General features: G+C 65.0%; 21 protein-coding genes and 1 pseudogene. 11 read left to right on the forward strand and 11 right to left on the reverse strand.

All coding sequences use genetic code 11. The annotated features are described in order from the left end of the window. The first annotated feature begins 89 nt into the window (after positions 1–89). From sucB to AC5Y5C_RS22300, 5 genes are read left to right on the forward strand one after another with little or no spacing between them, the layout of a single operon-like run. Positions 90–1,856, forward strand: a complete 1,767-nt coding sequence (gene sucB / locus AC5Y5C_RS22280) for a 2-oxoglutarate dehydrogenase, E2 component, dihydrolipoamide succinyltransferase (protein ID WP_499976541.1) — start codon at positions 90–92, stop codon at positions 1,854–1,856. Positions 1,857–1,859: 3 nt separating this feature from the next. Continuing rightward, positions 1,860–2,762, forward strand: a complete 903-nt coding sequence (locus AC5Y5C_RS22285) for a TIGR01777 family oxidoreductase (RefSeq protein ID WP_499976543.1) — start codon at positions 1,860–1,862, stop codon at positions 2,760–2,762. Positions 2,763–2,766: 4 nt separating this feature from the next. After that, the gene (gene lipB, locus AC5Y5C_RS22290; RefSeq protein WP_499976544.1) at positions 2,767–3,462 is read left to right on the forward strand and encodes a lipoyl(octanoyl) transferase LipB; all 696 of its coding nucleotides are present in this window, start codon (positions 2,767–2,769) and stop codon (positions 3,460–3,462) included. Continuing rightward, positions 3,459–4,484: a lipoyl synthase gene (gene lipA / locus AC5Y5C_RS22295; protein ID WP_499976546.1), complete on the forward strand. Its 1,026-nt coding sequence runs from the start codon at positions 3,459–3,461 to the stop codon at positions 4,482–4,484. Before lipB ends, lipA begins: the two co-directional genes overlap by 4 nt. A 16-nt stretch (positions 4,485–4,500) precedes the next feature. Then, entirely contained in the window at positions 4,501–5,253 is a 753-nt protein-coding gene (locus tag AC5Y5C_RS22300) for a DUF4191 domain-containing protein (RefSeq protein WP_499976547.1), read from the forward strand. Here the strand turns inward: AC5Y5C_RS22300 and AC5Y5C_RS22305 are convergent. Together AC5Y5C_RS22305 and AC5Y5C_RS22310 are read right to left on the reverse strand one after the other, a co-directional pair. Continuing rightward, positions 5,250–6,470: a cytochrome P450 gene (locus AC5Y5C_RS22305; RefSeq protein ID WP_499976549.1), complete on the reverse strand. Its 1,221-nt coding sequence runs from the start codon at positions 6,468–6,470 to the stop codon at positions 5,250–5,252. The two genes, AC5Y5C_RS22300 and AC5Y5C_RS22305, sit on opposite strands and share 4 nt — an antisense overlap. Before the next feature lie 167 nt (positions 6,471–6,637). Beyond that, positions 6,638–6,853: pseudogene (locus tag AC5Y5C_RS22310) on the reverse strand (hypothetical protein); the annotation flags it as partial. Here AC5Y5C_RS22310 and AC5Y5C_RS22315 point away from each other — a divergent pair. Beyond that, complete coding sequence (locus AC5Y5C_RS22315) at positions 6,747–7,283, forward strand: TetR/AcrR family transcriptional regulator (RefSeq protein WP_499976774.1); 537 nt, start codon at positions 6,747–6,749, stop codon at positions 7,281–7,283. The pseudogene AC5Y5C_RS22310 and the gene AC5Y5C_RS22315 sit on opposite strands and share 107 nt — an antisense overlap. Here AC5Y5C_RS22315 and AC5Y5C_RS22320 read toward each other — a convergent pair. The 4 genes from AC5Y5C_RS22320 to AC5Y5C_RS22335 form a co-directional block, all read right to left on the reverse strand. Then, positions 7,166–8,428, reverse strand: a complete 1,263-nt coding sequence (locus tag AC5Y5C_RS22320; protein ID WP_499976551.1) for a lysine N(6)-hydroxylase/L-ornithine N(5)-oxygenase family protein — start codon at positions 8,426–8,428, stop codon at positions 7,166–7,168. The two genes, AC5Y5C_RS22315 and AC5Y5C_RS22320, sit on opposite strands and share 118 nt — an antisense overlap. A 16-nt stretch (positions 8,429–8,444) precedes the next feature. After that, on the reverse strand, positions 8,445–9,281 hold the full coding sequence (locus AC5Y5C_RS22325) for a GNAT family N-acetyltransferase (RefSeq protein ID WP_499976553.1): 837 nt from the start codon (positions 9,279–9,281) through the stop codon (positions 8,445–8,447). 90 nt (positions 9,282–9,371) lie between these two features. Further along, positions 9,372–10,766 carry an MFS transporter gene (locus AC5Y5C_RS22330; protein ID WP_499976775.1) on the reverse strand — a complete coding sequence of 465 codons (1,395 nt, stop codon included), beginning with the start codon at positions 10,764–10,766 and terminating at the stop codon, positions 9,372–9,374. Between the two features lie 35 nt (positions 10,767–10,801). Further along, positions 10,802–11,266 carry an RDD family protein gene (locus AC5Y5C_RS22335; protein WP_499976555.1) on the reverse strand — a complete coding sequence of 155 codons (465 nt, stop codon included), beginning with the start codon at positions 11,264–11,266 and terminating at the stop codon, positions 10,802–10,804. Positions 11,267–11,397: 131 nt separating this feature from the next. On the opposite strand from AC5Y5C_RS22335, the gene glnA reads away from it, so the two are divergent. The 4 genes from glnA (at position 11,398) to AC5Y5C_RS22355 (ending at position 14,754) form a co-directional block, all read left to right on the forward strand. Further along, positions 11,398–12,834: a type I glutamate--ammonia ligase gene (gene glnA / locus AC5Y5C_RS22340; protein WP_499976557.1), complete on the forward strand. Its 1,437-nt coding sequence runs from the start codon at positions 11,398–11,400 to the stop codon at positions 12,832–12,834. Positions 12,835–12,971: 137 nt separating this feature from the next. After that, positions 12,972–13,850 (forward strand): glyoxalase III HchA, encoded by an 879-nt coding sequence (hchA, locus tag AC5Y5C_RS22345; protein WP_499976558.1) that lies wholly within the window; start codon positions 12,972–12,974, stop codon positions 13,848–13,850. A gap of 39 nt (positions 13,851–13,889) precedes the next feature. Next, entirely contained in the window at positions 13,890–14,300 is a 411-nt protein-coding gene (locus AC5Y5C_RS22350) for a DoxX family protein (protein ID WP_499976560.1), read from the forward strand. 34 nt (positions 14,301–14,334) lie between these two features. Next, positions 14,335–14,754, forward strand: a complete 420-nt coding sequence (locus AC5Y5C_RS22355; protein ID WP_499976562.1) for a DoxX family protein — start codon at positions 14,335–14,337, stop codon at positions 14,752–14,754. On the opposite strand, the gene AC5Y5C_RS22360 is transcribed toward AC5Y5C_RS22355, so the two are convergent. Further along, the gene (locus AC5Y5C_RS22360; protein WP_499976777.1) at positions 14,741–15,679 is read right to left on the reverse strand and encodes an endonuclease/exonuclease/phosphatase family protein; all 939 of its coding nucleotides are present in this window, start codon (positions 15,677–15,679) and stop codon (positions 14,741–14,743) included. The genes AC5Y5C_RS22355 and AC5Y5C_RS22360 overlap by 14 nt on opposite strands. A 52-nt stretch (positions 15,680–15,731) precedes the next feature. On the opposite strand from AC5Y5C_RS22360, the gene AC5Y5C_RS22365 reads away from it, so the two are divergent. After that, positions 15,732–16,235 (forward strand): nuclear transport factor 2 family protein, encoded by a 504-nt coding sequence (locus tag AC5Y5C_RS22365; RefSeq protein WP_499976563.1) that lies wholly within the window; start codon positions 15,732–15,734, stop codon positions 16,233–16,235. Positions 16,236–16,246: 11 nt separating this feature from the next. Here AC5Y5C_RS22365 and AC5Y5C_RS22370 read toward each other — a convergent pair whose 3' ends face one another. The 4 genes from AC5Y5C_RS22370 to AC5Y5C_RS22385 form a co-directional block, all read right to left on the reverse strand. After that, positions 16,247–17,536 carry an ATP-binding protein gene (locus AC5Y5C_RS22370; RefSeq protein ID WP_499976565.1) on the reverse strand — a complete coding sequence of 430 codons (1,290 nt, stop codon included), beginning with the start codon at positions 17,534–17,536 and terminating at the stop codon, positions 16,247–16,249. Further along, positions 17,533–18,213 carry a response regulator transcription factor gene (locus tag AC5Y5C_RS22375; RefSeq protein ID WP_499976779.1) on the reverse strand — a complete coding sequence of 227 codons (681 nt, stop codon included), beginning with the start codon at positions 18,211–18,213 and terminating at the stop codon, positions 17,533–17,535. The genes AC5Y5C_RS22370 and AC5Y5C_RS22375 overlap by 4 nt, the downstream gene beginning before the upstream one ends. An 80-nt stretch (positions 18,214–18,293) precedes the next feature. Beyond that, a complete protein-coding gene (locus tag AC5Y5C_RS22380; protein ID WP_499976566.1) occupies positions 18,294–18,851 on the reverse strand; it encodes a hemophore-related protein in 558 nt (185 codons plus the stop codon). Between the two features lie 145 nt (positions 18,852–18,996). Continuing rightward, positions 18,997–19,329, reverse strand: coding sequence for a hemophore-related protein (locus AC5Y5C_RS22385; protein ID WP_499976567.1), 333 nt, complete (start codon positions 19,327–19,329; stop codon positions 18,997–18,999). Between the last annotated feature and the right edge of the window lie 17 nt (positions 19,330–19,346).

Below are 19,346 nucleotides of genomic sequence, written 5' to 3' on the forward strand. Positions count from 1 at the left end.
GGATTGACCCGCTGGCCACGTCGCTGTGGTAAGCCAGATATGTCCACGTTGTGTGAGCCGCTATCGGAACCTTTTCAGGAGTGGAAACCATGGCCTTCTCCGTCCAGATGCCCGCCCTCGGTGAGAGCGTGACCGAAGGGACGGTGACACGGTGGCTCAAGCAAGAGGGCGACACGGTGCACGTCGACGAACCATTGCTTGAGGTGTCCACCGACAAGGTGGACACCGAGATCCCCGCTCCCACTTCGGGTGTGCTGACCAAGATCAGCGCCCATGAAGACGACACCGTGGAGATCGGCGGCGAGCTCGGCGTGATCAGCGAGGCCGGCGAGGCCGAGTCCACCGAGTCCACGCCGGCCCCCGCTGCGGCCGCACCGGATCCAGAACCCGCGCCCGCGCCGGAACCCGAACCTGCTCCTGCTCCGACACCGGAACCCGCCGCTCCGACACCGGCACCCGCGGCCACCGCGCCGGCAGGCCCCGGCACCTCGGTCACGATGCCCGAGCTCGGCGAGTCCGTCACCGAGGGCACAGTGACCCGCTGGCTCAAGAAGGTCGGCGACGAGGTCGGGGTGGACGAGCCGCTCGTCGAGGTGTCCACGGACAAGGTCGATACGGAGATTCCGTCACCGGTCGCCGGTGTGCTGCTGAGCATCTCGGCCAATGAGGACGACACCGTCGCCGTGGGTGGCGAACTCGCCGTTGTCGGGGCCGCTGGTGCTGCTCCCGCCGCGGCGCCCGCACCCGCGCCTACCCCCGAACCCGCAGCAGCTCCGCCGGCACCGCCCGCGCCTGCTGCTCCTACACCGGCTCCTGCCACACCCGCACCCGCACCCGCGGCAGCTCCGGCACCCGCTCCTGCCGCGCCGGCGCCCGCACCGATACCCGCTGCGGCCGACGGCGGAAGCGATAACCCGTACGTCACGCCGCTGGTGCGCAAGCTCGCGGCCGAGAACAACGTGGACCTGTCCGCGCTGACCGGCAGCGGTGTCGGTGGACGCATCCGCAAGCAGGACGTGCTGGCCGCTGCGGACGCCGCGAAGGCGGCGGCATCCAGCCCAGCAGCTGCGTCGACACAAACCTCAGCTGCTCCCGCGACGCCCGCCCCGGCGGCTCCGGCTGCGCTGGCACATCTGCGTGGAACGACGCAGAAGGCCAATCGAATTCGTCAGCTGACCGCCAAGAAGACGCGCGAGTCGCTGCAGCAGACCGCACAGCTGACCCAGACCCACGAGGTCGATGTCACCAAGATCGCGGCGCTGCGGGCGCGCGCCAAGGCGACGTTCGCCGAGCGCGAGGGCGTCAACCTGACGTTCCTCCCCTTCTTCGCCAAGGCCGCGGTCGAGGCGCTCAAGACGCACCCGAACGTCAACGCGAGCTACAACGAAGACTCCAAGGAGATCACCTACTTCGACGCCGAGCACCTGGGCATCGCGGTCGACACCGATCAGGGTCTGCTGTCCCCGGTGATCCACAACGCCGGTGATCTGTCGCTGGCAGGGCTGGCCCGTGCCATCGCCGATATCGCCGCTCGCGCCCGCTCGGGGAACCTCAAGCCCGATGAGCTGGCCGGCGGCACCTTCACCATCACCAATATCGGCAGCCAAGGTGCGCTGTTCGACACTCCGATCCTGGTGCCGCCGCAGGCCGCCATGCTCGGTACCGGTGCAATCGTGAAGCGTCCCAGGGTTATCCGCGACAACGTGGGTAACGAGTCGATCGGCATCCGGTCGGTCTGCTACCTGCCGCTGACCTACGATCACCGCCTGATCGACGGAGCCGACGCGGGGCGGTTCCTCACCACCATTAAAAACCGCCTGGAAGAGGGGGCTTTCGAGGCGGACCTGGGTCTCTAGCTCATGCGTGTCGTCATCGCCGGCTCCTCGGGGGTGATCGGATCGGCGCTTGTCGCGTCCCTGCGGGCCAGGGACCACACCGTGGTCCGGCTGGTTCGGCGTGATCCGATGGGCCCCGACGAACAGCGCTGGGATCCGGCGAGTGGGCAGATAGAGCCCGGAGCTCTCGACGGTGCCGATGCCGTCGTCAACATGTGTGGTGTCGGCGTCGGCGATAAAAGGTGGTCGGGCGCCTATAAACAGGAGATTTACGACAGCCGCGTCATCCCTACGGAGGTGCTGTCCGGTGCCGTCGCCGATGCCGGCATACCGGTGCTGATCAACGCCTCTGCGGTCGGCTACTACGGCGACAGCGGGGACCGCATCATCGACGAAACTGCCTCCAGTGGAACGGGTTTCTTGGCACGCGTGTGCGTCGACTGGGAGGCGGCGACCGAGGAGGCCGCGCAGGCAGGCACCAGGGTTGTGAAGGTCAGAACAGGTCTGGTGCTGTCCCCCGCCGGCGGGCTCTTCGGCAGGTCACGTCCGCTGTTCTCGCTCGGCCTGGGAGCACGGCTGGGCAACGGGCGCTGGTACATGCCCTGGATCAGCCTCGAAGACCAGATCCGTGCCCTCGAATTCGCGTTGACCGAATCGGCACTTTCGGGCCCAGTCAACCTGACCGGGCCGGCGCCAGTGACCAATGCCGAGTTCACCGCCGCCCTCGGGCGGACACTGCATCGCCCCACCCTGCTGGTGGCACCCCAGTTCGCGCTGCGCGCCTTCCTCGGCGAGTTCGCCGATGCCGAAATGACGCGCAGCATGCGCGTCATCCCCGCGGTCCTGGAACAGCACGGATTCGAGTTCGAGCATCACACCATCGGCGAGGCACTGGCCTACGCCAACAACAGTCGACCAATGAAGTGAGATAATGGAACCCGTGCACCGCACTCATGGATCCATCCGGTCCAGCGCAGATCCCGTAGTCGTGCGGGAGCTGGGCACGATCGACTATGAGGCGGCCTGGGAGCTGCAGCGCGACCTCGTCGAGGCCCGCGTCGCCGGCGGACCCGACACCCTGCTGACCCTGCAGCATCCGGCGGTCTACACCGCAGGCCGGCGCACCGAACCGCAGGAGCGGCCGATCAACGGCGCACCCGTCATCGACACCGACCGCGGCGGCAAGATCACCTGGCACGGGCCCGGCCAGCTGGTCGGCTACCCGATTGTGCGATTGGCCGAGCCGATCGACGTGGTCAACTACGTTCGGCGCCTGGAAGAATCGATCATCGCGGTGTGCGCACAGCTGGGCGTGCAGACCAAGCGCGTCGATGGCCGCTCCGGTGTATGGCTGGCCGCGGGCGGCGGGAAACCCGAACGCAAGATCGCCGCGATCGGCGTCCGCGTGCAGCGCGGGGTCACCATGCACGGCTTCTCCCTCAACTGCAATAACAGCCTGGACGCGTACCTGCCGATCGTCGCCTGTGGCATCAGCGACGCCGGTGTGACGACCCTGTCCGCCGAACTGGACCGGGAAGTGACCGTCGACGAAATACGTGACCAGGTCATTTCCTCGGTGCTCGACGCACTCGAGGGACGGCTGGCCGTCGGGGCGGTGGGAGCATGACCGAAGCCGATGCCCTTCACACGAGCGGTTCATCGCAACCCCGCAAGCTGCTGCGTCTGGAAGTGCGCAACGCCCAAACTCCCATCGAACGCAAGCCGGACTGGATCCGCACCCGCGCCAAAATGGGCCCCGAGTACAAGGAACTCAAGGCGCTGGTGCGCACGGGCGGGCTGCACACCGTGTGCGAGGAAGCCGGATGCCCCAACATCTTCGAATGCTGGGAGGACCGCGAGGCCACCTTCCTCATCGGCGGCGAGCAGTGCACCCGTCGCTGCGACTTCTGCCAGATCGACACCGGTAAACCCGCCGACCTAGACCGCGACGAGCCGCGGCGTGTGGCCGAGAGCGTGCACACCATGGGTCTGCGGTATTCGACCGTCACCGGTGTCGCACGGGACGACCTGCCGGACGGCGGCGCCTGGCTGTACGCCGAAACCGTGCGGTATATCAAGGAGCTCAATCCGGCCACGGGCGTGGAGCTGCTTATTCCGGACTTCAACGCGGTCCCCGACCAGCTTGACGAGGTGTTCGCCTCCCGGCCCGAGGTGCTGGCGCACAACCTGGAGACGGTGCCGCGGGTGTTCCGCCGCATCCGGCCCGCGTTCAGCTATGAGCGCAGCTTGTCGGTGATCACCGCCGCGCGTGAGGCGCAGCTGGTGACCAAGAGCAACCTGATTCTCGGCATGGGCGAGACCAACCAAGAAATACAGGATTCGCTCGTTGATTTGCACGAGGCGGGCTGCGACATCATCACCATCACCCAGTATCTGCGCCCCTCACCGCGGCACCATCCGGTTGATCGCTGGGTCAAACCGCAAGAATTCGTGGAGCTTTCGGATTTCGCCGAGGGTTTGGGATTCGCCGGTGTGATGGCCGGGCCGCTGGTGCGTTCCTCCTACCGGGCCGGACGGCTGTACGCCCAGGCGATGGCCCACCATGGACGCCCGCTGCCCGCAGAACTGGAGCACCTGGCGTCCGCGGGTTCAGCCGCCCAGGAGGCGGTCAATCTCATCGCGCGCTGAGACTTAGACTCGGTGTATGCCTAAATCACTGAGCCCCGCCGAGGCCAAGGCCGCGAAGGCCGAGGCAAAGGCGCGTCGCAAGGCCGAATCGAAGGCGCGCCGCGCCCAGATGTGGCAGGCCTTTCAGATTCAGCGCAAGGACGACAAGCGACTCCTGCCATACATGATCGGCGCGTTTGTGCTGATCGTCGCGGTGTTCGCGGTCGCCGGGTACTTCGCAGGCGGGATCAGCGTGTTCATGTTCCCGATCCTGGGCGTAGTACTCGGCGTGCTGGTGGCGTTCATCATCTTCGGCCGGCGCGTGCAGAAATCGGTGTTCACCAAGGCTGAGGGCCAGAAGGGCGCCGCCGGCTGGGCACTGGACAACATGCGCGGGAAGTGGCGCGTCACCACGGCGGTCGCCGGAACAACCCAGCTCGATGTCGTACACCGAGTCATCGGCCGGCCCGGCATCATCTTCGTCGCCGAAGGTGCTCCGGGCCGCCTGGGCTCACTCTTGGCCCAGGAGAAGAAGCGCACCGCCCGCGTCGTCGGCGATACACCCATCTACGACGTCATCGTCGGCAACGACGACGGTCAGGTGCCGCTGTCCAAGCTGGAGCGTCACCTCACCAAGCTTCCCGCCAATATCACCGCCAAGCAGATGGACTCCCTGGAGTCGCGGCTTTCGGCGCTGGGTTCCCGTGCCGCCGCCATGCCGAAGGGCCCGATGCCCGGTGGTCAGGCGAAGGCGCGCGGTGGGATGCAGCGCACCATCAGGCGCCGTTAGATCACACCACTGAGCTCCAACTCCAGCTTGTGGTGCCGACGCACCATGATGCTCGGAACCCACTGGGCACCACCGGGCTTGATCGTGAACTCACGCGTCCGATCGAGTAGCAGGTTGATCGCGGTACGCGCCTCCAAACGTGCCAGCGCCGCTCCGACACAGAAATGCAACCCCCTGCCGAAGGTGATGTGACTGCGGGGGCTCGGCCGGTCGAGACGCAGGGTGTCGGGGTCCTCGAAGATCGCCGGATCGCGGTTGGCCGCTCCCCACATCAGAGTGAGGTGGCTGCCCGCGGGCAACTCGACCCCGCCGAGCGAGGTGTCTGCCACCACGTGGCGGTGATGCCCGCGGAACGGTGACTCCAGCCGGAGCACCTCTTCCAGGAACGTCGGCAACAGCGCGCGGTCGTGTCTGATGCGCTGCTGCAGTTCGGGATCCTCGCCGAGGATGCGCACCGCGTTGCCCATCAATCCGGCGGTGGACTCCCCGCCTGCACCGACCAGCTGCACCAAGATCATCACGCCGATATCCAGCGAGATGTCTCCCCGATTACACGCCTGGGCCAGGTAACCGAGCAGGTCCTCGCCGGGTGCGGTCAGCTCCTTTTCTAGGTGTTCACGCAGATAGAGGATGAGATACATGGTGTCCGTCACGACCTCGGCCTGCCGCTGTTCGGTGTTGAGCCCGCCGAGCATCTCGGTGCTGGAGTAACCCCACTGCACCAGTTGCGGCACATCCTCATCGGGCAAGCCGATCAGCCGGGCCACCATCGTCATCGGCAACGCATCGCCCATCGCGGCCATCCAGTCGATGCCGTCGCCGTCGCGCCCGCGTTCCCACAACCGGGACCCGGTTGCGGCCATGACGGGTTCCAGGGCGGTGATCCGCTTGGCGACCAATGTCGGCAGCACCAGTTTGCGATGCGCATGATGGACCGGATCGTCGCCCGTGGCCAAGACATGCGTGGGATCGGCGACCGGCCCCATCGCCGCAACCGTCGGGCCATCCTGGGAGTCCTGGGATTTCATCAGCGCGGCGGTGAGATTGGAAGAGAAATCCCCGGTGCGCTCGGTGGCCTCCACCACAAGATCCCAGCGCGAGACGAAGTAGAAGCCGGATGCACCGACCGGCCACACCGGGGCCGTCTCGCGCAGCCGCCGATAGAACGGGTAGGGATCCTCCAGGACCTGCGGGTCGAATAGTTCAACGGTGCTCATCACCCATGAGGCTGACAGACCGGAAAACAGCACGTCAAGGCATTGGAAAAACTGAGAAGCACCTGTTCAGGACCATGATCCCCAGCGTCTCACGGCAGCCGCACCACCTGCGCACATGATGAGAATTATTGAGAATTCCGTCTCATATTGAGATAGATTCACGGATCGATGTCACCGTATTCGGACTGGTTGCACCAGGGTGACCGCCATGGGGCGGCCGCCGATCGCATCGTGTCGGTCGCGGCCAGGCAGATCACGCGCCATGGGCTGGACCGGCTGAACCTCGATGCGGTCGCCCGCGAAGCGGGCTGTTCCCGCGCGACGGTGTATCGACATATCGGGGGCAAGACGGCGATTGTCGATGCCGTGTTGGCCCGAAACATCGCGAGCGTCACCGCAGACGTTCAGCGGGCGGTCGAGTCCGCGGATGCGCGGCGGCGTGCGGTCACCGCCATCACCGCGTCGTTGACCGCCATCCGCAACGATCCAGTCGTCAGCGCGATGGTCGCAACGATGTCTCCGGCCTCTCTCGGGTCCTATCTGACCCCGTCCTCCGAAATCCCGCGTTCGGCGTCGACGTTCACCGGCCTGACCGACGAGACCGCCGCGCAATGGATTTCACGCGTGGTAATGGCATTCCTGTTCTGGCCCGCAACAGATCCAGCGCTGGAATCGGAGATGATCGAGCGCTTCGTCTATCCGGTCTTGAAAGATGCCACTGCGTCGCGGGTCTCCGCCTCGGCAGCCAGCGAATCCACGATCTCTCCGGCCCGCACCGCGACATTGGACAACAACGAGGAAGACAGTCCGTGACTGTGCTCCACCGATCCGTTGAGGTAGATGTCCCCCGGGGCATCCGCCAGCGCCCGTAGCCGGTAATCGCGTTCGACCACCGGCAGGCCATCTGCGTCGAATTCGTAACAGGAAGCCAGCGCACCCAGGAAGGCTCGCACGTCCAACGGTCGGTATCCGGTGGCGTACACCACCACATCGCAGTCGAGCAGCTCTGCCGATGAGGTCGGCAGATGGGTCACGGCGAGACGTACCCGTTCCGGAGCCTCGTCGACGGCGGCGATCCTCGAGGCGTTATGCATCCACAGTCGCCGCTGTCCGCTGACCCGCTCCCGATATTCGCGGTCGTAGAGATCGGCGATCAGTGGAGAATCGACCGCGGCGTAATTGGTGTCGCGGTGATAATCGACCAGCTGGCGGCGCACCTCGGCGGGGGCGCGGTAGAAGTCATCCACCGCCGCGGGATCGAAAATCCTGTTCGCGTAGGGACTGTCGTCGGCCGGACTGTATCCGTAGCGCGCAAAAATGGCATGCACCTGGGCCTCGGGATACCTGCTGTGCAGGTAGGCCACCGCCTCCGCGGCACTCTGCCCGGCACCCACCACCGCGACTCGAGTGGGCGAGTCTTCCAGCGCGTCGAGCCTGGTCAACAACTGGCTGCTATGCCATTGCCGTGCCGTGGGATTGATTCCGGACGGCATCGCCGGGAATGTTCCACAGCCCAGAACGAGCGCCCGGGTATGCATCAAACGATCCGGTGACCGCTCGGTGGTGTCCTGTAACCGCACCTGGAATCCGTCGGAGGCCGCCTGAATTCCGATCATCCGCGAGGAGTAGCTGACATCCGCTCCGAGCGCCTGCTGCACCCAATCCAGGTAGTCGTGAAACTCTTCCCGGGTTGGAAAGAAACTCTGCTGGTTGATGAAGTCCGGCAGCCGCCCGCGCTCCGTCAAGTAGTTGACAAAGGTGTAGTGGCTCTTGGGATTGCGCAGGGTCACAAGGTCTTTGAGAAAGGCCACTTGCATCCGCGCTCCCGGGATGAGCATGCCGCGATGCCACCCGAATTGAGCCTGAGTATCGACGAACTTCACCGACGCCCGGTGCGGATGCTCGGCGAGCGCTACGGCGAGCGCGAGGTTCGATGGCCCGAATCCGACGCCGAGCACATCGCAAGAAGCATGGTTATCCGAGAGCAAGGGACCGCTCCAGACGCTCCAAATAACGTTGCCGCGCCGTGTCCTTGGTGACCAGCACCAAGAAGTCCGCCATGTCGAACTCGGGGTCAAAGGACGGCGGTCCGCAGATGCGTCCGCCGATGCGCAGGCATCCGTGCAGCAGCGGTGGGATCTTCGCTTTTTCCTGGGGCGGGATCTCGTCCAGTGGCACGCCGTCGACCACGACCGGGTGGCGCGGTATGACCCGATACTCGTCGGGGGCGGCGAACCGTTGCGCGAAATCATGCACCGAGCGCACCAACGATCCCCGTGGCCCGCCGTCCTCCATCCGGACCGACAGGCAGCCAATCGCGTACTGATGCTCGGTCATCTGCTGGTACCGGAAAATCCCGGCCCACAAGATCCCCATGACGGCACCGTTGCGATGTTCGGGCGCGACGGTAACTCTGCCGATCTCAACCAGTTTGGGCCGCAGCGGGTCGAGCGCCGACGCGTCGAACATCGAGTCCGTGAACGTCTCCCCGGCCGCCTGGTATCCCTCGGGCGGGAGCAGCCGGCAACAGCCGATGATGACCCCGGTGTCCTCGTCGCGAGCCAGTAGGTGATCGCAATAGGGATCCAGCTTGTCCACATCGATCATCTCGCCCGTAATCGGCCCACGAACGGCGTGCGGCAATGGCGCACCCATTTCGTCGGCGAACGCCTGATACCGAAGCCGTTGCGCGGCTTCAACTTCAGCCGGATCAGACGACAAAACAATGCTGTACCGCGGCCGCGGGTTCGCGTCCGTCCCCCGATCGGAACCGACACCGGGCGCTGCGATGAGAACCGCCGCGCTCTCCATGATCGAAAGCTACTCCCTCTGTCTACGGCTCACCACCGCAATGCACAAATACCCGTGGGCATCCGTACAGGCAGGCGCGATCACCGATGGCTAGATAGCTAGCGACTCTCCGGTGGCCGGATCGTGCGAGCGACTCATCGTAGCCACAGCGAGCAGAATCAGCGAACCGAGCGCCGCGCAGGCCGCCGCAAGCGCCCCCAGCGACAGCACACTGTCGATGCCCGCAGCGCCCGCGGCCCGGGCCCCGGTCTGACCGGCGGCGGCATGCCCGAATGCCACACCCATGCCCGCTACGCCCAGAAGGATGCCGATCTGACGGCCCGTGCTCACTGACCCGGTCGCCATCCCGGCGTCGTCCAACGGCACAAACCGCAGTGCAGCATCGGATGTCATCGCCGAGAGCCCTCCCAGCCCCAGCCCGGCCAGCGTGGAGCCGAAAATGAAGTGGGTCCAGACCGTATCGGCGTGGGCTCCCGTCGCAGCCCATAATCCGACTGCGACCAGCGCCACACCGCCGGGAATGGTGACCATGGTGGGCAGCCGCCTGCCCACCAGAATCCCCAACGGCGCCCCCGCAATGGTCGCGAGTGTCAGCGGTCCAGCACGCAGGCCGGTCTCAAAAGCGTTGTAACCCAGGGTGTTCATGAAGTACAACGCCAAATAATTGGTGGCTGCGATGAGCGTGCCGGAGGCCGCCGCCGCAGCCACCCACACCCCGGCGAAACCGGGCGAGGTGACCAGCCGCAGGCTGAGCATGGGCGCAGGCGCACGGCTCTCCCACCAGAAGAACAGCACCAGAGCCAGCACGGCGCCAACCGCCAATGAGCCCGATGTTGTGGCGCCGATCCCGCCGTCGTGCAGGGAGATCACCGAGAAGACGCCGGCAATCAGCCCGAAGGTGAGCAGCATCGTGCCTACCCAGTCGACCGGTCGCAGCGCGTCGGCGCGGGTCTCCGGCAGGTGGCGCGCGGCGATCACCAGCGCGATCACGCCCACCGGCAAGTTGACCAGAAAAATCGACTGCCATCCGAAGTGTGTGACGAGAAATCCGCCCAGCAGCGGACCCGCAGCGCTGCCCGCACCCATCACCGCGCCGTAGATCGCAATGGGGGCACCACGGCGCTCCTGTGGATACTCCGCGGCGATGATCGGCAGCGATACCGCCAGCAGGATCGCCCCGCCAATGCCCTGGACCGCGCGCACTCCGATCAGCATGGGTGCACTACTCGAGAGCGCGCAGCCCAGCGAGGCCGCGGTGAACAGCACCATGCCCAGCAGATAGAGCCGTCGGCGTCCCAGGCGATCACCCAGGGTGGCGGCGGTGAGCAGCAGCCCTGCCATGGGTAGCGCGTAGGCGTCGATCACCCATTGCAGATCGGCGAGGTCGGCCCCCAACGACACCTGCAGGTCCGCCAGCGCACTCGACACAATCGTCATGTCGAGCAGCAGCATGAACACCGCCAAACAGACAGCGAGCAGAACCACCATCTAGCGCTGCCCACGCTCTTCGCGCAGGCGGCTCATCGCATACGAATCACGACGGTGCGAGTCACCCGGTCGTGCAGACCACGGCCGTCAACATCGGTGATGAGTGGCGGGACTATCACGGTGATCAGCAGGTTCCTGACAAACGCCCGCCCGATACCCACGGAGTTGGTTCCATCGGCGGGCGCCACCTGTATGCCTGCCAGGTACTGGCCGGGGGTGAACCGCCACAGCCGCACCGCCATCACCCCTATCGCGAACCAGGTGAGCAGCTGCGCCGAGGACAGCGTGGGCGATAACAGATTTCCCTTGACGAACAGCAGCGCCAGGCCACCGGCGATCAGCCAGTCGAGCAGCAGTGCCAGCAGCCGCCGCATCATCGGCGCCGCCGATCCGGGACCGGTCTCGGGTAGGCCGAGTTGCTCTCCCGGGTACCGAGAGTTGCCCGCGCCCTGCACCGAACCAAGCCCCGACAACCATGAACCCAGGTCTCGCGCCATACTCACAGCGTAAAGGCCAACCGTTCTGTGGTTACGCGTAACATCCGCGCAACATATGGTTGACCGGCGGGCAACACCGGCTCCATAGGTTCAGTCGCGCGGTCATGGAATCAGAGGAAACAAGGAGAAGCATGACGTTCAGTAGCCCCGACGAGGTATTCAAGTTCATTGCCGACGAGAAAGTCGAGTACGTGGACGTCAGGTTCTGTGACCTGCCGGGCGTCGTGCAGCACTTCTCCATCCCCGCATCCGCATTCGATGCCAGCGTCTTCGAAGACGGCCTGGGGTTCGACGGGTCCTCGGTGCGCGGATTCCAGTCGATCCACGAGTCGGACATGCTCCTGCTTCCCGACATTTCGACCGCCAAGCTCGACCCGTTCCGCGCGGCGAAGACGCTGAACGTCAACTTCTTCGTGCACGACCCGTTCACCCGCGAGGCCTACTCGCGCGATCCGCGCAACGTGGCCCGCAAGGCCGAGCAGTACCTGATCAGCACCGGTATCGCCGACACCTGTTACTTCGGCGCCGAGGCCGAGTTCTACATCTTCGATTCGGTCAGCTTCGACTCGAAGATCAATGGCACCTTCTACGAGATCGACTCCGAGGCCGGCTGGTGGAACACCGGCGAGCCGTATGAGGAGGACGGTAGCCCGAACCGCGGCTACAAGGTGCGCCCCAAGGGTGGCTACTTCCCCGTGGCCCCGTACGACCACTTCGTCGACCTGCGCGACGAGATGACCACCAACCTGATCAACGCCGGGTTCACCCTCGAGCGCGGTCACCACGAGGTGGGCACCGGCGGACAGGCCGAGATCAACTACAAGTTCAACACGCTGCTCGCTGCGGCAGACGACGTGCTGTTGTTCAAATACATCATCAAGAACACCGCGTGGGCCAATGGCAAGACCGTCACCTTCATGCCCAAGCCGCTGTTCGGTGACAACGGATCGGGCATGCACGCCCACATGTCCCTGTGGAAGGACGGCAAGCCGCTATTCCACGACGAGGCCGGGTACGCCGGGCTCTCGGATGTGGCCCGCCACTACATCGGCGGCATCCTGCACCACGCCCCGTCGCTGCTCGCCTTCACGAACCCGACGGTCAACTCCTACAAGCGGCTCGTGCCGGGCTACGAGGCCCCGATCAACCTGGTCTACAGCCAGCGGAATCGGAGCGCATGTGTCCGTATTCCTATTACCGGCAACAACCCGAAGGCCAAGCGCCTCGAGTTCCGTTGCCCGGACAGCTCGGGTAACCCGTACCTGGCGTTCGCGGCCATGCTCATGGCCGGTATCGATGGCATCAAGAACAAGATTGAGCCGCTGGCACCCGTCGACAAGGACCTGTACGAGCTGCCTCCGGAGGAGGCCGCCAACATTCCGCAGGCCCCGACCAACCTGGCCACCGTGATCGACAACCTCGAGAAGGATCACGAGTACCTCACCGAGGGTGGCGTTTTCACCTCCGATCTGATCGAGACCTGGATCGCGTTCAAGCGCGAGAACGAGATCGAGCCGATCAACATCCGTCCTCACCCGTACGAGGTCGCCCTGTACTTCGACGTGTAAGTACTTCGATGTGTAAGTACTTCGACGTGTAAGTACGCCGACGTGTAAATGGTTTTGGCACAAGGCCCCCGGGATCTCCCCGGGGGCCTTGTCATTTCGCGGCACGGAATACCTCTGACCGGCGTAGGTTGAATGTCGTGCCGAACGCAGCCGACGACCTGAGCAGAACCCCCGTCCCCGACCCTGCGGAAGACAACGCCTACTTCCCCTCCCCCTACTCGCTGAGCCAGTACGTCCCCGCCACAACCGACTTCGCCGGCGTCCGTTATGACAACGCCTATACCGGCGGACGCTGGAAGATCCTCATGGTCGCCACCGAAGAGCGCTACATGCTCATGCAGAACGGCACCATGTTCTCCACCGGGAACCATCCCGTCGAGATGCTGCTACCCCTGCATCACCTGAAGACCGCGGGTTTCGGGATCGACGTTGCCACCGTGTCCGGTAATCCCGCCAAACTTGAGCTCTGGGCGATGCCGCGCGAGGACGAGGCAGTCCTGAACACCTTCTCCGAGCTCTCCGCACAACTCAAGAAGCCACAGAAGCTCTCACATGTCATTGCCGACAGCCTGGGTCCCGACTCGGACTATCTGGGCGTATTCATCCCCGGTGGCCACGGCGTGCTCCTGGGCATCCCGGACAGTGAAGAAGTCCGGACGGTATTGGACTGGGCGCTGGAGTACGACAAATACGTCATCACCCTCTGCCATGGCCCCGGCGCACTGCTCGCCGCCGGCCTGGATCGCGATGCATCACCTTTCCGGGGCTACAGCCTGTGCGTGTTCCCCGACAGCCTCGACACCGGGGTGAATATCGAAATTGGTTATATCCCAGGACAAATGCCGTGGCTTGTCGGCGAAAATCTGCGTAAGCAGGGCATCACGATCCTCAACACCGGGATCACCGGGCAGACACACGCCGACCGCAAGCTCCTCACCGGAGACAGCCCGTTGGCGTCCAACAACCTCGGCCTGCTGGCGGCAGAGACGCTGGTGAAGGCGGTCACCGGCGGTTAAGACAGGAATAAAGCGGACTGTGGTCCTATTGTTAGACGCATGGCCCTCGCTGATATCGAAAACAAGCTCACCGGTCTGACACCGGTCGCCCTGTCCGCATTCCGGATCGTGGTCGGGTTCCTGTTCTTCTTACATGGCACCTCCCACCTGTTCGGTTGGCCGTTAGCCTCGTACCTGCAACCCGCCGGCACTCTGCCCTGGTGGGCCGGCATCATCGAATTCGTTGGTGGAGCGGCGATCATCGTCGGGCTCGGCACCAGACTCGCCGCCTTCGTGGCATCCGGTGCGATGGCAGTCGCCTACTTCACCTATCACCAACCCGAGGGGCTGTTGCCGATCCAGAACAACGGCGAGGCCGCAGCTCTCTACAGCTGGGTTTTCCTGCTTCTGGTGTTCACCGGCGGCGGATCGCTGTCCCTCGACCGATTCATTACCCGCGCTAAGCGCTAAGTCGTTACGCGCGAATTGGTTTAGCATCCTGGCCATGGCCTCCTCCAGCATCTCCAGCTCAGTCGCCAAGCTCGACGGCGCCACGCCCGTTGTCCTGTCGTTGTTCCGGATCGTCTTCGGGCTCCTATTCACCATCCACGGCACCGCAATCCTGTTCCGCTGGCCAGACCTGGCGTCGATGCCCCCGGTCGAGTCGTGGTCGCTGGGGTGGTGGGCGGGCGCCATCGAGTTTCTCACCGGCGTCGCGATTCTATTCGGCGCCGGAACCCGGATAGCGGCCTTCCTGGCCTCCGGCACCATGGCGTTCGCATACTTCACCCAGCACCAACCTGCCGGGCTGCTTCCCATTGAGAACAACGGCGAACTGGCCGTTCTGTTCTGCTGGGCCTTCTTGCTTCTGGTGTTCACCGGCGGCGGATCGCTGTCAGTGGACGCCGCGCTCAAGAAGAGCTAGGCACCACCAATGTCGCGATGAGCGCCCGGTGGTCGGTTCCATAGATCTCTTGGGTGCTCACCGAAGTGGCCGCCGCCCCGCGGGTGAGTATGTGATCGATCCCGATCAGCCTGGTGTACCAACGCCCTTCGCGCCAGGTCGGCAACCACCCGGCGCCCGCCTGATCCACTGCGTCGGCGAAACCGCCAGTGAGAATCTGCCGGAACACGAAGTGATCGTAGGTGGCGTTAAAATCGCCGCCGACAATGACTTTCACATCGGGGCGCAGTGCCTGCAACTGCCGACCGATGGTGTCCAGCTCGGCGAGCCAGCCCGGTGAACTCATGTCCTTCTCCGGCGGGAGCGTGTGCACCGCGACGAGCATGACCGGCCCCGCCCCCGGGATCTCGGCCTCCGCCCAGATCTGCCGCATGGCAAAGCTCTGGTCGTCCCGATGCACCGGGGTCAGCGGATACCGACTCCAGATTCCGGTGCCCGCAGCCTTCGGTTCGGCAATGGTGTACGAATACGGAAGTATTGAATCAATCCCCGCGGCAACGAGTTTCGTCCGGGCTTCGGATGTGAGCTCGTCGACGGTCACCACGCCCACGTCATGTTCGTGAATCGCGGCCACCACTGCCCCGGCATCACCAGCACCAAAACGCAGGTTGGTCTGCAGCACCGTGACGGTGGTTCCCCGCGGGTGACTGTCGGGCAGGTACAGCGGCGCAATCGCAAGCACCTGCAACGCGATCACCACGGTCGCCGTCAACACACCCCACCAGTGCCGCACCATGAGGAACAGCAATAGCCCCAGGATCATCAGCAGACAGGTGACCGGCCAGCCTGCGGTCAGCCCGATCAGGGGCGACCAGCTTGACCTCACCCAACGGGACGCGATGGCCAGGATCGCGACGACGGTCAGCAGCCAACCCATCGCCCCCACGGCGCTCCGTCCTCGCACCTCAGGGACGGTACCTTATGGCACTCTCTTACCCATGCCGTCGTTTAGCCGCGCCGAACTCGAGGAAGCGTTCGCGCAACACCAAGCCACCGTCCATCGCTGCATCGAAACCGGCGACTGGAACCCCTATGCCGAGATGTACACCGAGGACGCCCTCTACATCGAACACGTGGTGGGCCGCCTGCACGGCAAGGAAGCCATCCGGCAGTACATCACCGCTGTCATGGCGGAGTTCCCCGGCAACCACATGCCCAGCCTGCCTGCTACCTGGACCGTCTTCGATCCCGAAAAGGGTTGGGTGGTCTGCGAAATCGACAACGTGATGAGCGATCCTGGTGACGGACAGCATTGGGGCGAGCCGAACCTGACCGTGTTGCACTACGCCGGGGACGGGCTCTGGTCGCAACAGGAAGATGCCTACAACCCCGCCAACATGGTCAAAATGGTGCGGCGTTGGTGCAAGACCGCCGAGGCTTCCGGGAACCTGCCTGGGGAAGCCCGCGAATGGCTCGCCAAGTACGGGTCACGCAAGACCTAGCTGCGGCGGGTCTATTCGGCCACTATCGTCAACGTCGCCCGCAGACCGCCCAGCGGGCTTGCCGACAACACCACGTCTCCGCCGTGCAACGCGGCCTGCTGGGCGACAAGCGCCAGACCCAGCCCGAGGCCGCCGGGCTTGGCGCCGGGTCCACGCTCAAACCGCCCGAGCACCCGTTCCCGGTCTGCCTCGGGCAAGCCGGTGCCGTCGTCATCGACCTCGATGACCAGCCGGTCATCGAGGCGATTCGCCGAGAGCACAACGTGTTTGGCGTCGCCGTGGTTGATGGCGTTGCGCACCAGGTTGTCGACAGCCAGCCGTAGACCGTCGGGCCAGCCCAGCACCACGCCGCCGTCGTCGGAATTGACGGTGATCTCCGGCATGGCGGCACGATGCATCAACGCGTCCGCCGCCACCCGATCCAGCAGATCGGCGATGTCTACGAGTTCGCGGTCCTCACGCCGGGCGAGGTCGCCCGAGGCCAGCTGCCCCAGCGCCGTGATGGTGGCCTCGACACGTCGTTGCGCGCGCTGCAGGTCGGCGATCACCTCGGTACGTTCCTCGTCCGAGAGGTCATGTGCGCGCAGGGTGTCCAGGTCGGCGCGCATCGCGGTCAGCGGGGTGCGCAGCTCATGAGCGGCGCTGGCAGCGAAATCGCGCGCCGCCAGAAGCGATTTGGTGGTTTCGGACTGCGCTGCCGAGACTCGGCCGAGCATGGCGGCCATGGCATCGGCAAGTTCCTCGGATTCCCGAGCACCCCGCACCGCGGCAACCTGCAGACCGTCGGTATCGAGCTGCCGGGTCTGCTCGGTGAGCTGACGCAGCGGTCGCACCGCCCGCCCGGCGAACAGCCACGCGAAGCCGCCCGCAAGCAGCATCGACAGCACCCCGAGGGCTATGAACACCGGAATTCCACGGTGGTTGACCAACACTGTGTCCGACCGCGTTCCCAGCGAAATCACCGTCTGCTCTTCCGGGTTCTCGATCGTCCGCACCCGGTAGTTCACCCCACCGACAGTCACATTCCCCGTCCCCAACGGCAGCTGCGGTAGCTCAACGCCCCGGAAGATCACCAACCCTCCGCTTTTGGTGTCGCGTACGGTCAGCACAAACGTGGTTTCGCCGTGCCGGGTAGTGGCCTGCACCGCATCCGTCAGCATGTCGAGGCGTCGATCGAGCTGACGAGTATCGTTGCGCACCAATGCGATACCGGCGACAATGCCGATGAGCGCGACCACCAGACCGGCAGCCAGGAAGGCCGCTACCGCGACCCGGGTGCGCAGCGAAAGCGAGCGTTTCACGGCTCTTCTCTCATCACGTACCCCACACCACGGACGGTGTGGATGACGCGGGGGGCTCCCCCGGTTTCCAGTTTCCGGCGCAGATAGCTCACAAAGACGTCGGCGACATTGGTTTCGACATCGAAGTCATACCCCCACACCAGTTCCAACAGCCGCGCGCGGCTGAGCACCACACCGGTGTTCTCGGCCAGCACCACCAGCAGATCGAACTCACGCTTGCTCAGCTCGACACGTTCTCCGCTGGCGAAGACCAGCCGGCGAGACACATCCACGGTGATCTGTCCGACGGTGATGGCGGAAGCGGCCAGACCGCCGCCCCCGGCGCCGCGACGGCGCAGCAGAGCGCGCAGACGCGCCACCAATTCGCCGATGTCGAAAGGTTTCGTCAGATAGTCGTCAGCACCTGCCTCCAGGCCGGCGATCCGGTCGTTGACCGTGTCGCGGGCGCTCAGCACGCAGATGGGGATGTCGTTACCCAAGGCCCGCAAGGCGGTAACCACCGCCACCCCGTCAAGCTCGGGCATCTGCACATCGAGCACCAGGGCGTCGGGTTCGTCGGCCGCGAGCTGGGTAAGCGCATCGCGGCCATCGACAGCGACCCGGACGTCGAAACCCGAATGACGTAGCCCGCGGGCTACCGAGTTCCGAACGTCCGGGTCGTCATCGACCATCAACACCTTGTGACGTGCGGCAGTTTCCTGAGTCATTGCTGCTTAAGGCTAAGCCTCATTCCCGGCCGCAACGTCGAGAGGTGTTGTTAGGCGTCCTGCTGATCGACCACCGCGGTGACGTTCGGCGTGGCCGGCTGGGCCGGAGCGACCTGCTGGATGTTGGCGATTTCCGTGTTCTCCTGAGCCGGCTGCTGCTGCGGCGCGAAGGGGTTCCACGGCTGCTGCGGCTGCTCGGCGGGGGCGTTCTCGGTAGCAGGCGCAGCGGGCTGGCCCACCAGTCCGGCGGGAGCGGCCGGCGCTGCGTCATCGGTGTCCGCGCCACAGCTGTTCTTCAGGCTCGTCAGCGGCTGACGGATCTTGTCGAGCTCGGCCTTGGCGGCGGGCTGACCATCGAGGTAGGTCTTGATGGCTTCGCGACGCTCGCCCTCGGGCGCGCCCTTGGCGGCCTTGGTGATGCCGTCGTTGATCGTCGGGTTCTTGTCGAGGTAGCTCGCGACCTGGCTTGACACCGTCGAGTGAGTCCGGGCGAACTCCGCAGCAGTGCACTGGCCGGGAGCTGCGCCAGCGGCACCCGAGAAGGCCAGGGCGCTGGCGACCGCGCCGGCACCAACGACACCGCTGAGTACAGCAGAGGTGAACTTCATGGAGTACTCCTTGTTCAGCGTTACAGCCGACGAGATGCCGGCTCGTCCGGGACGCTATCGAGCGTTGGTTGGACGGTCATGGCCTGAACGTTAAGAAACCATGAGAAGCGCGACGAGAATTACATCCATGTAGTTCGGCGAGCAGCTAGCCGTCGGGCCAGCAGCGATTTTTGAAGTCCTGCACCGGCTGACGGATTGCATCCAAATCCGCCTTGGCGGTTGGGTTCGCGGTGAGATACGCCTGTATCGCCTCGTGCTTCGCTCCGCCGTCGCCAGGGGTGTTCTTGAGGGCATCACTGATCCCCGCGTTGACGTCGGGATGGCGTTCCAGGTACTCCGCGCGCTTGGTGGCTTCCACCGCATCGAGCCGCGCCTCCTCGGAGACGGTGCAGTCGCCCGGCCTGGCCGCGGCCGGCACAGCCATGCCGAGTGCACCGGCGACAACACCGAGACCCACGACGATCGATATGTATTTCATGGCCGCTCCTTGCAGGA

Source organism: Mycobacterium sp. NGS15, from assembly GCF_059813245.1.

Coding starts and splice junctions, on each gene's coding strand:
- AC5Y5C_RS22365 (WP_499976563.1), top strand. CDS start 15,732: ATGCCGTCGTTTAGCCGCGCCGAACTCGAGGAAGCGTTCGCGCAACAC.
- AC5Y5C_RS22350 (WP_499976560.1), top strand. CDS start 13,890: ATGGCCCTCGCTGATATCGAAAACAAGCTCACCGGTCTGACACCGGTC.
- AC5Y5C_RS22385 (WP_499976567.1), bottom strand. CDS start 19,329: ATGAAATACATATCGATCGTCGTGGGTCTCGGTGTTGTCGCCGGTGCA.
- AC5Y5C_RS22305 (WP_499976549.1), bottom strand. CDS start 6,470: ATGAGCACCGTTGAACTATTCGACCCGCAGGTCCTGGAGGATCCCTAC.
- AC5Y5C_RS22335 (WP_499976555.1), bottom strand. CDS start 11,266: ATGGCGCGAGACCTGGGTTCATGGTTGTCGGGGCTTGGTTCGGTGCAG.
- sucB (WP_499976541.1), top strand. CDS start 90: ATGGCCTTCTCCGTCCAGATGCCCGCCCTCGGTGAGAGCGTGACCGAA.
- glnA (WP_499976557.1), top strand. CDS start 11,398: ATGACGTTCAGTAGCCCCGACGAGGTATTCAAGTTCATTGCCGACGAG.
- AC5Y5C_RS22380 (WP_499976566.1), bottom strand. CDS start 18,851: ATGAAGTTCACCTCTGCTGTACTCAGCGGTGTCGTTGGTGCCGGCGCG.
- lipB (WP_499976544.1), top strand. CDS start 2,767: ATGGAACCCGTGCACCGCACTCATGGATCCATCCGGTCCAGCGCAGAT.
- AC5Y5C_RS22300 (WP_499976547.1), top strand. CDS start 4,501: ATGCCTAAATCACTGAGCCCCGCCGAGGCCAAGGCCGCGAAGGCCGAG.
- AC5Y5C_RS22355 (WP_499976562.1), top strand. CDS start 14,335: ATGGCCTCCTCCAGCATCTCCAGCTCAGTCGCCAAGCTCGACGGCGCC.
- AC5Y5C_RS22325 (WP_499976553.1), bottom strand. CDS start 9,281: ATGGAGAGCGCGGCGGTTCTCATCGCAGCGCCCGGTGTCGGTTCCGAT.
- AC5Y5C_RS22285 (WP_499976543.1), top strand. CDS start 1,860: ATGCGTGTCGTCATCGCCGGCTCCTCGGGGGTGATCGGATCGGCGCTT.
- lipA (WP_499976546.1), top strand. CDS start 3,459: ATGACCGAAGCCGATGCCCTTCACACGAGCGGTTCATCGCAACCCCGC.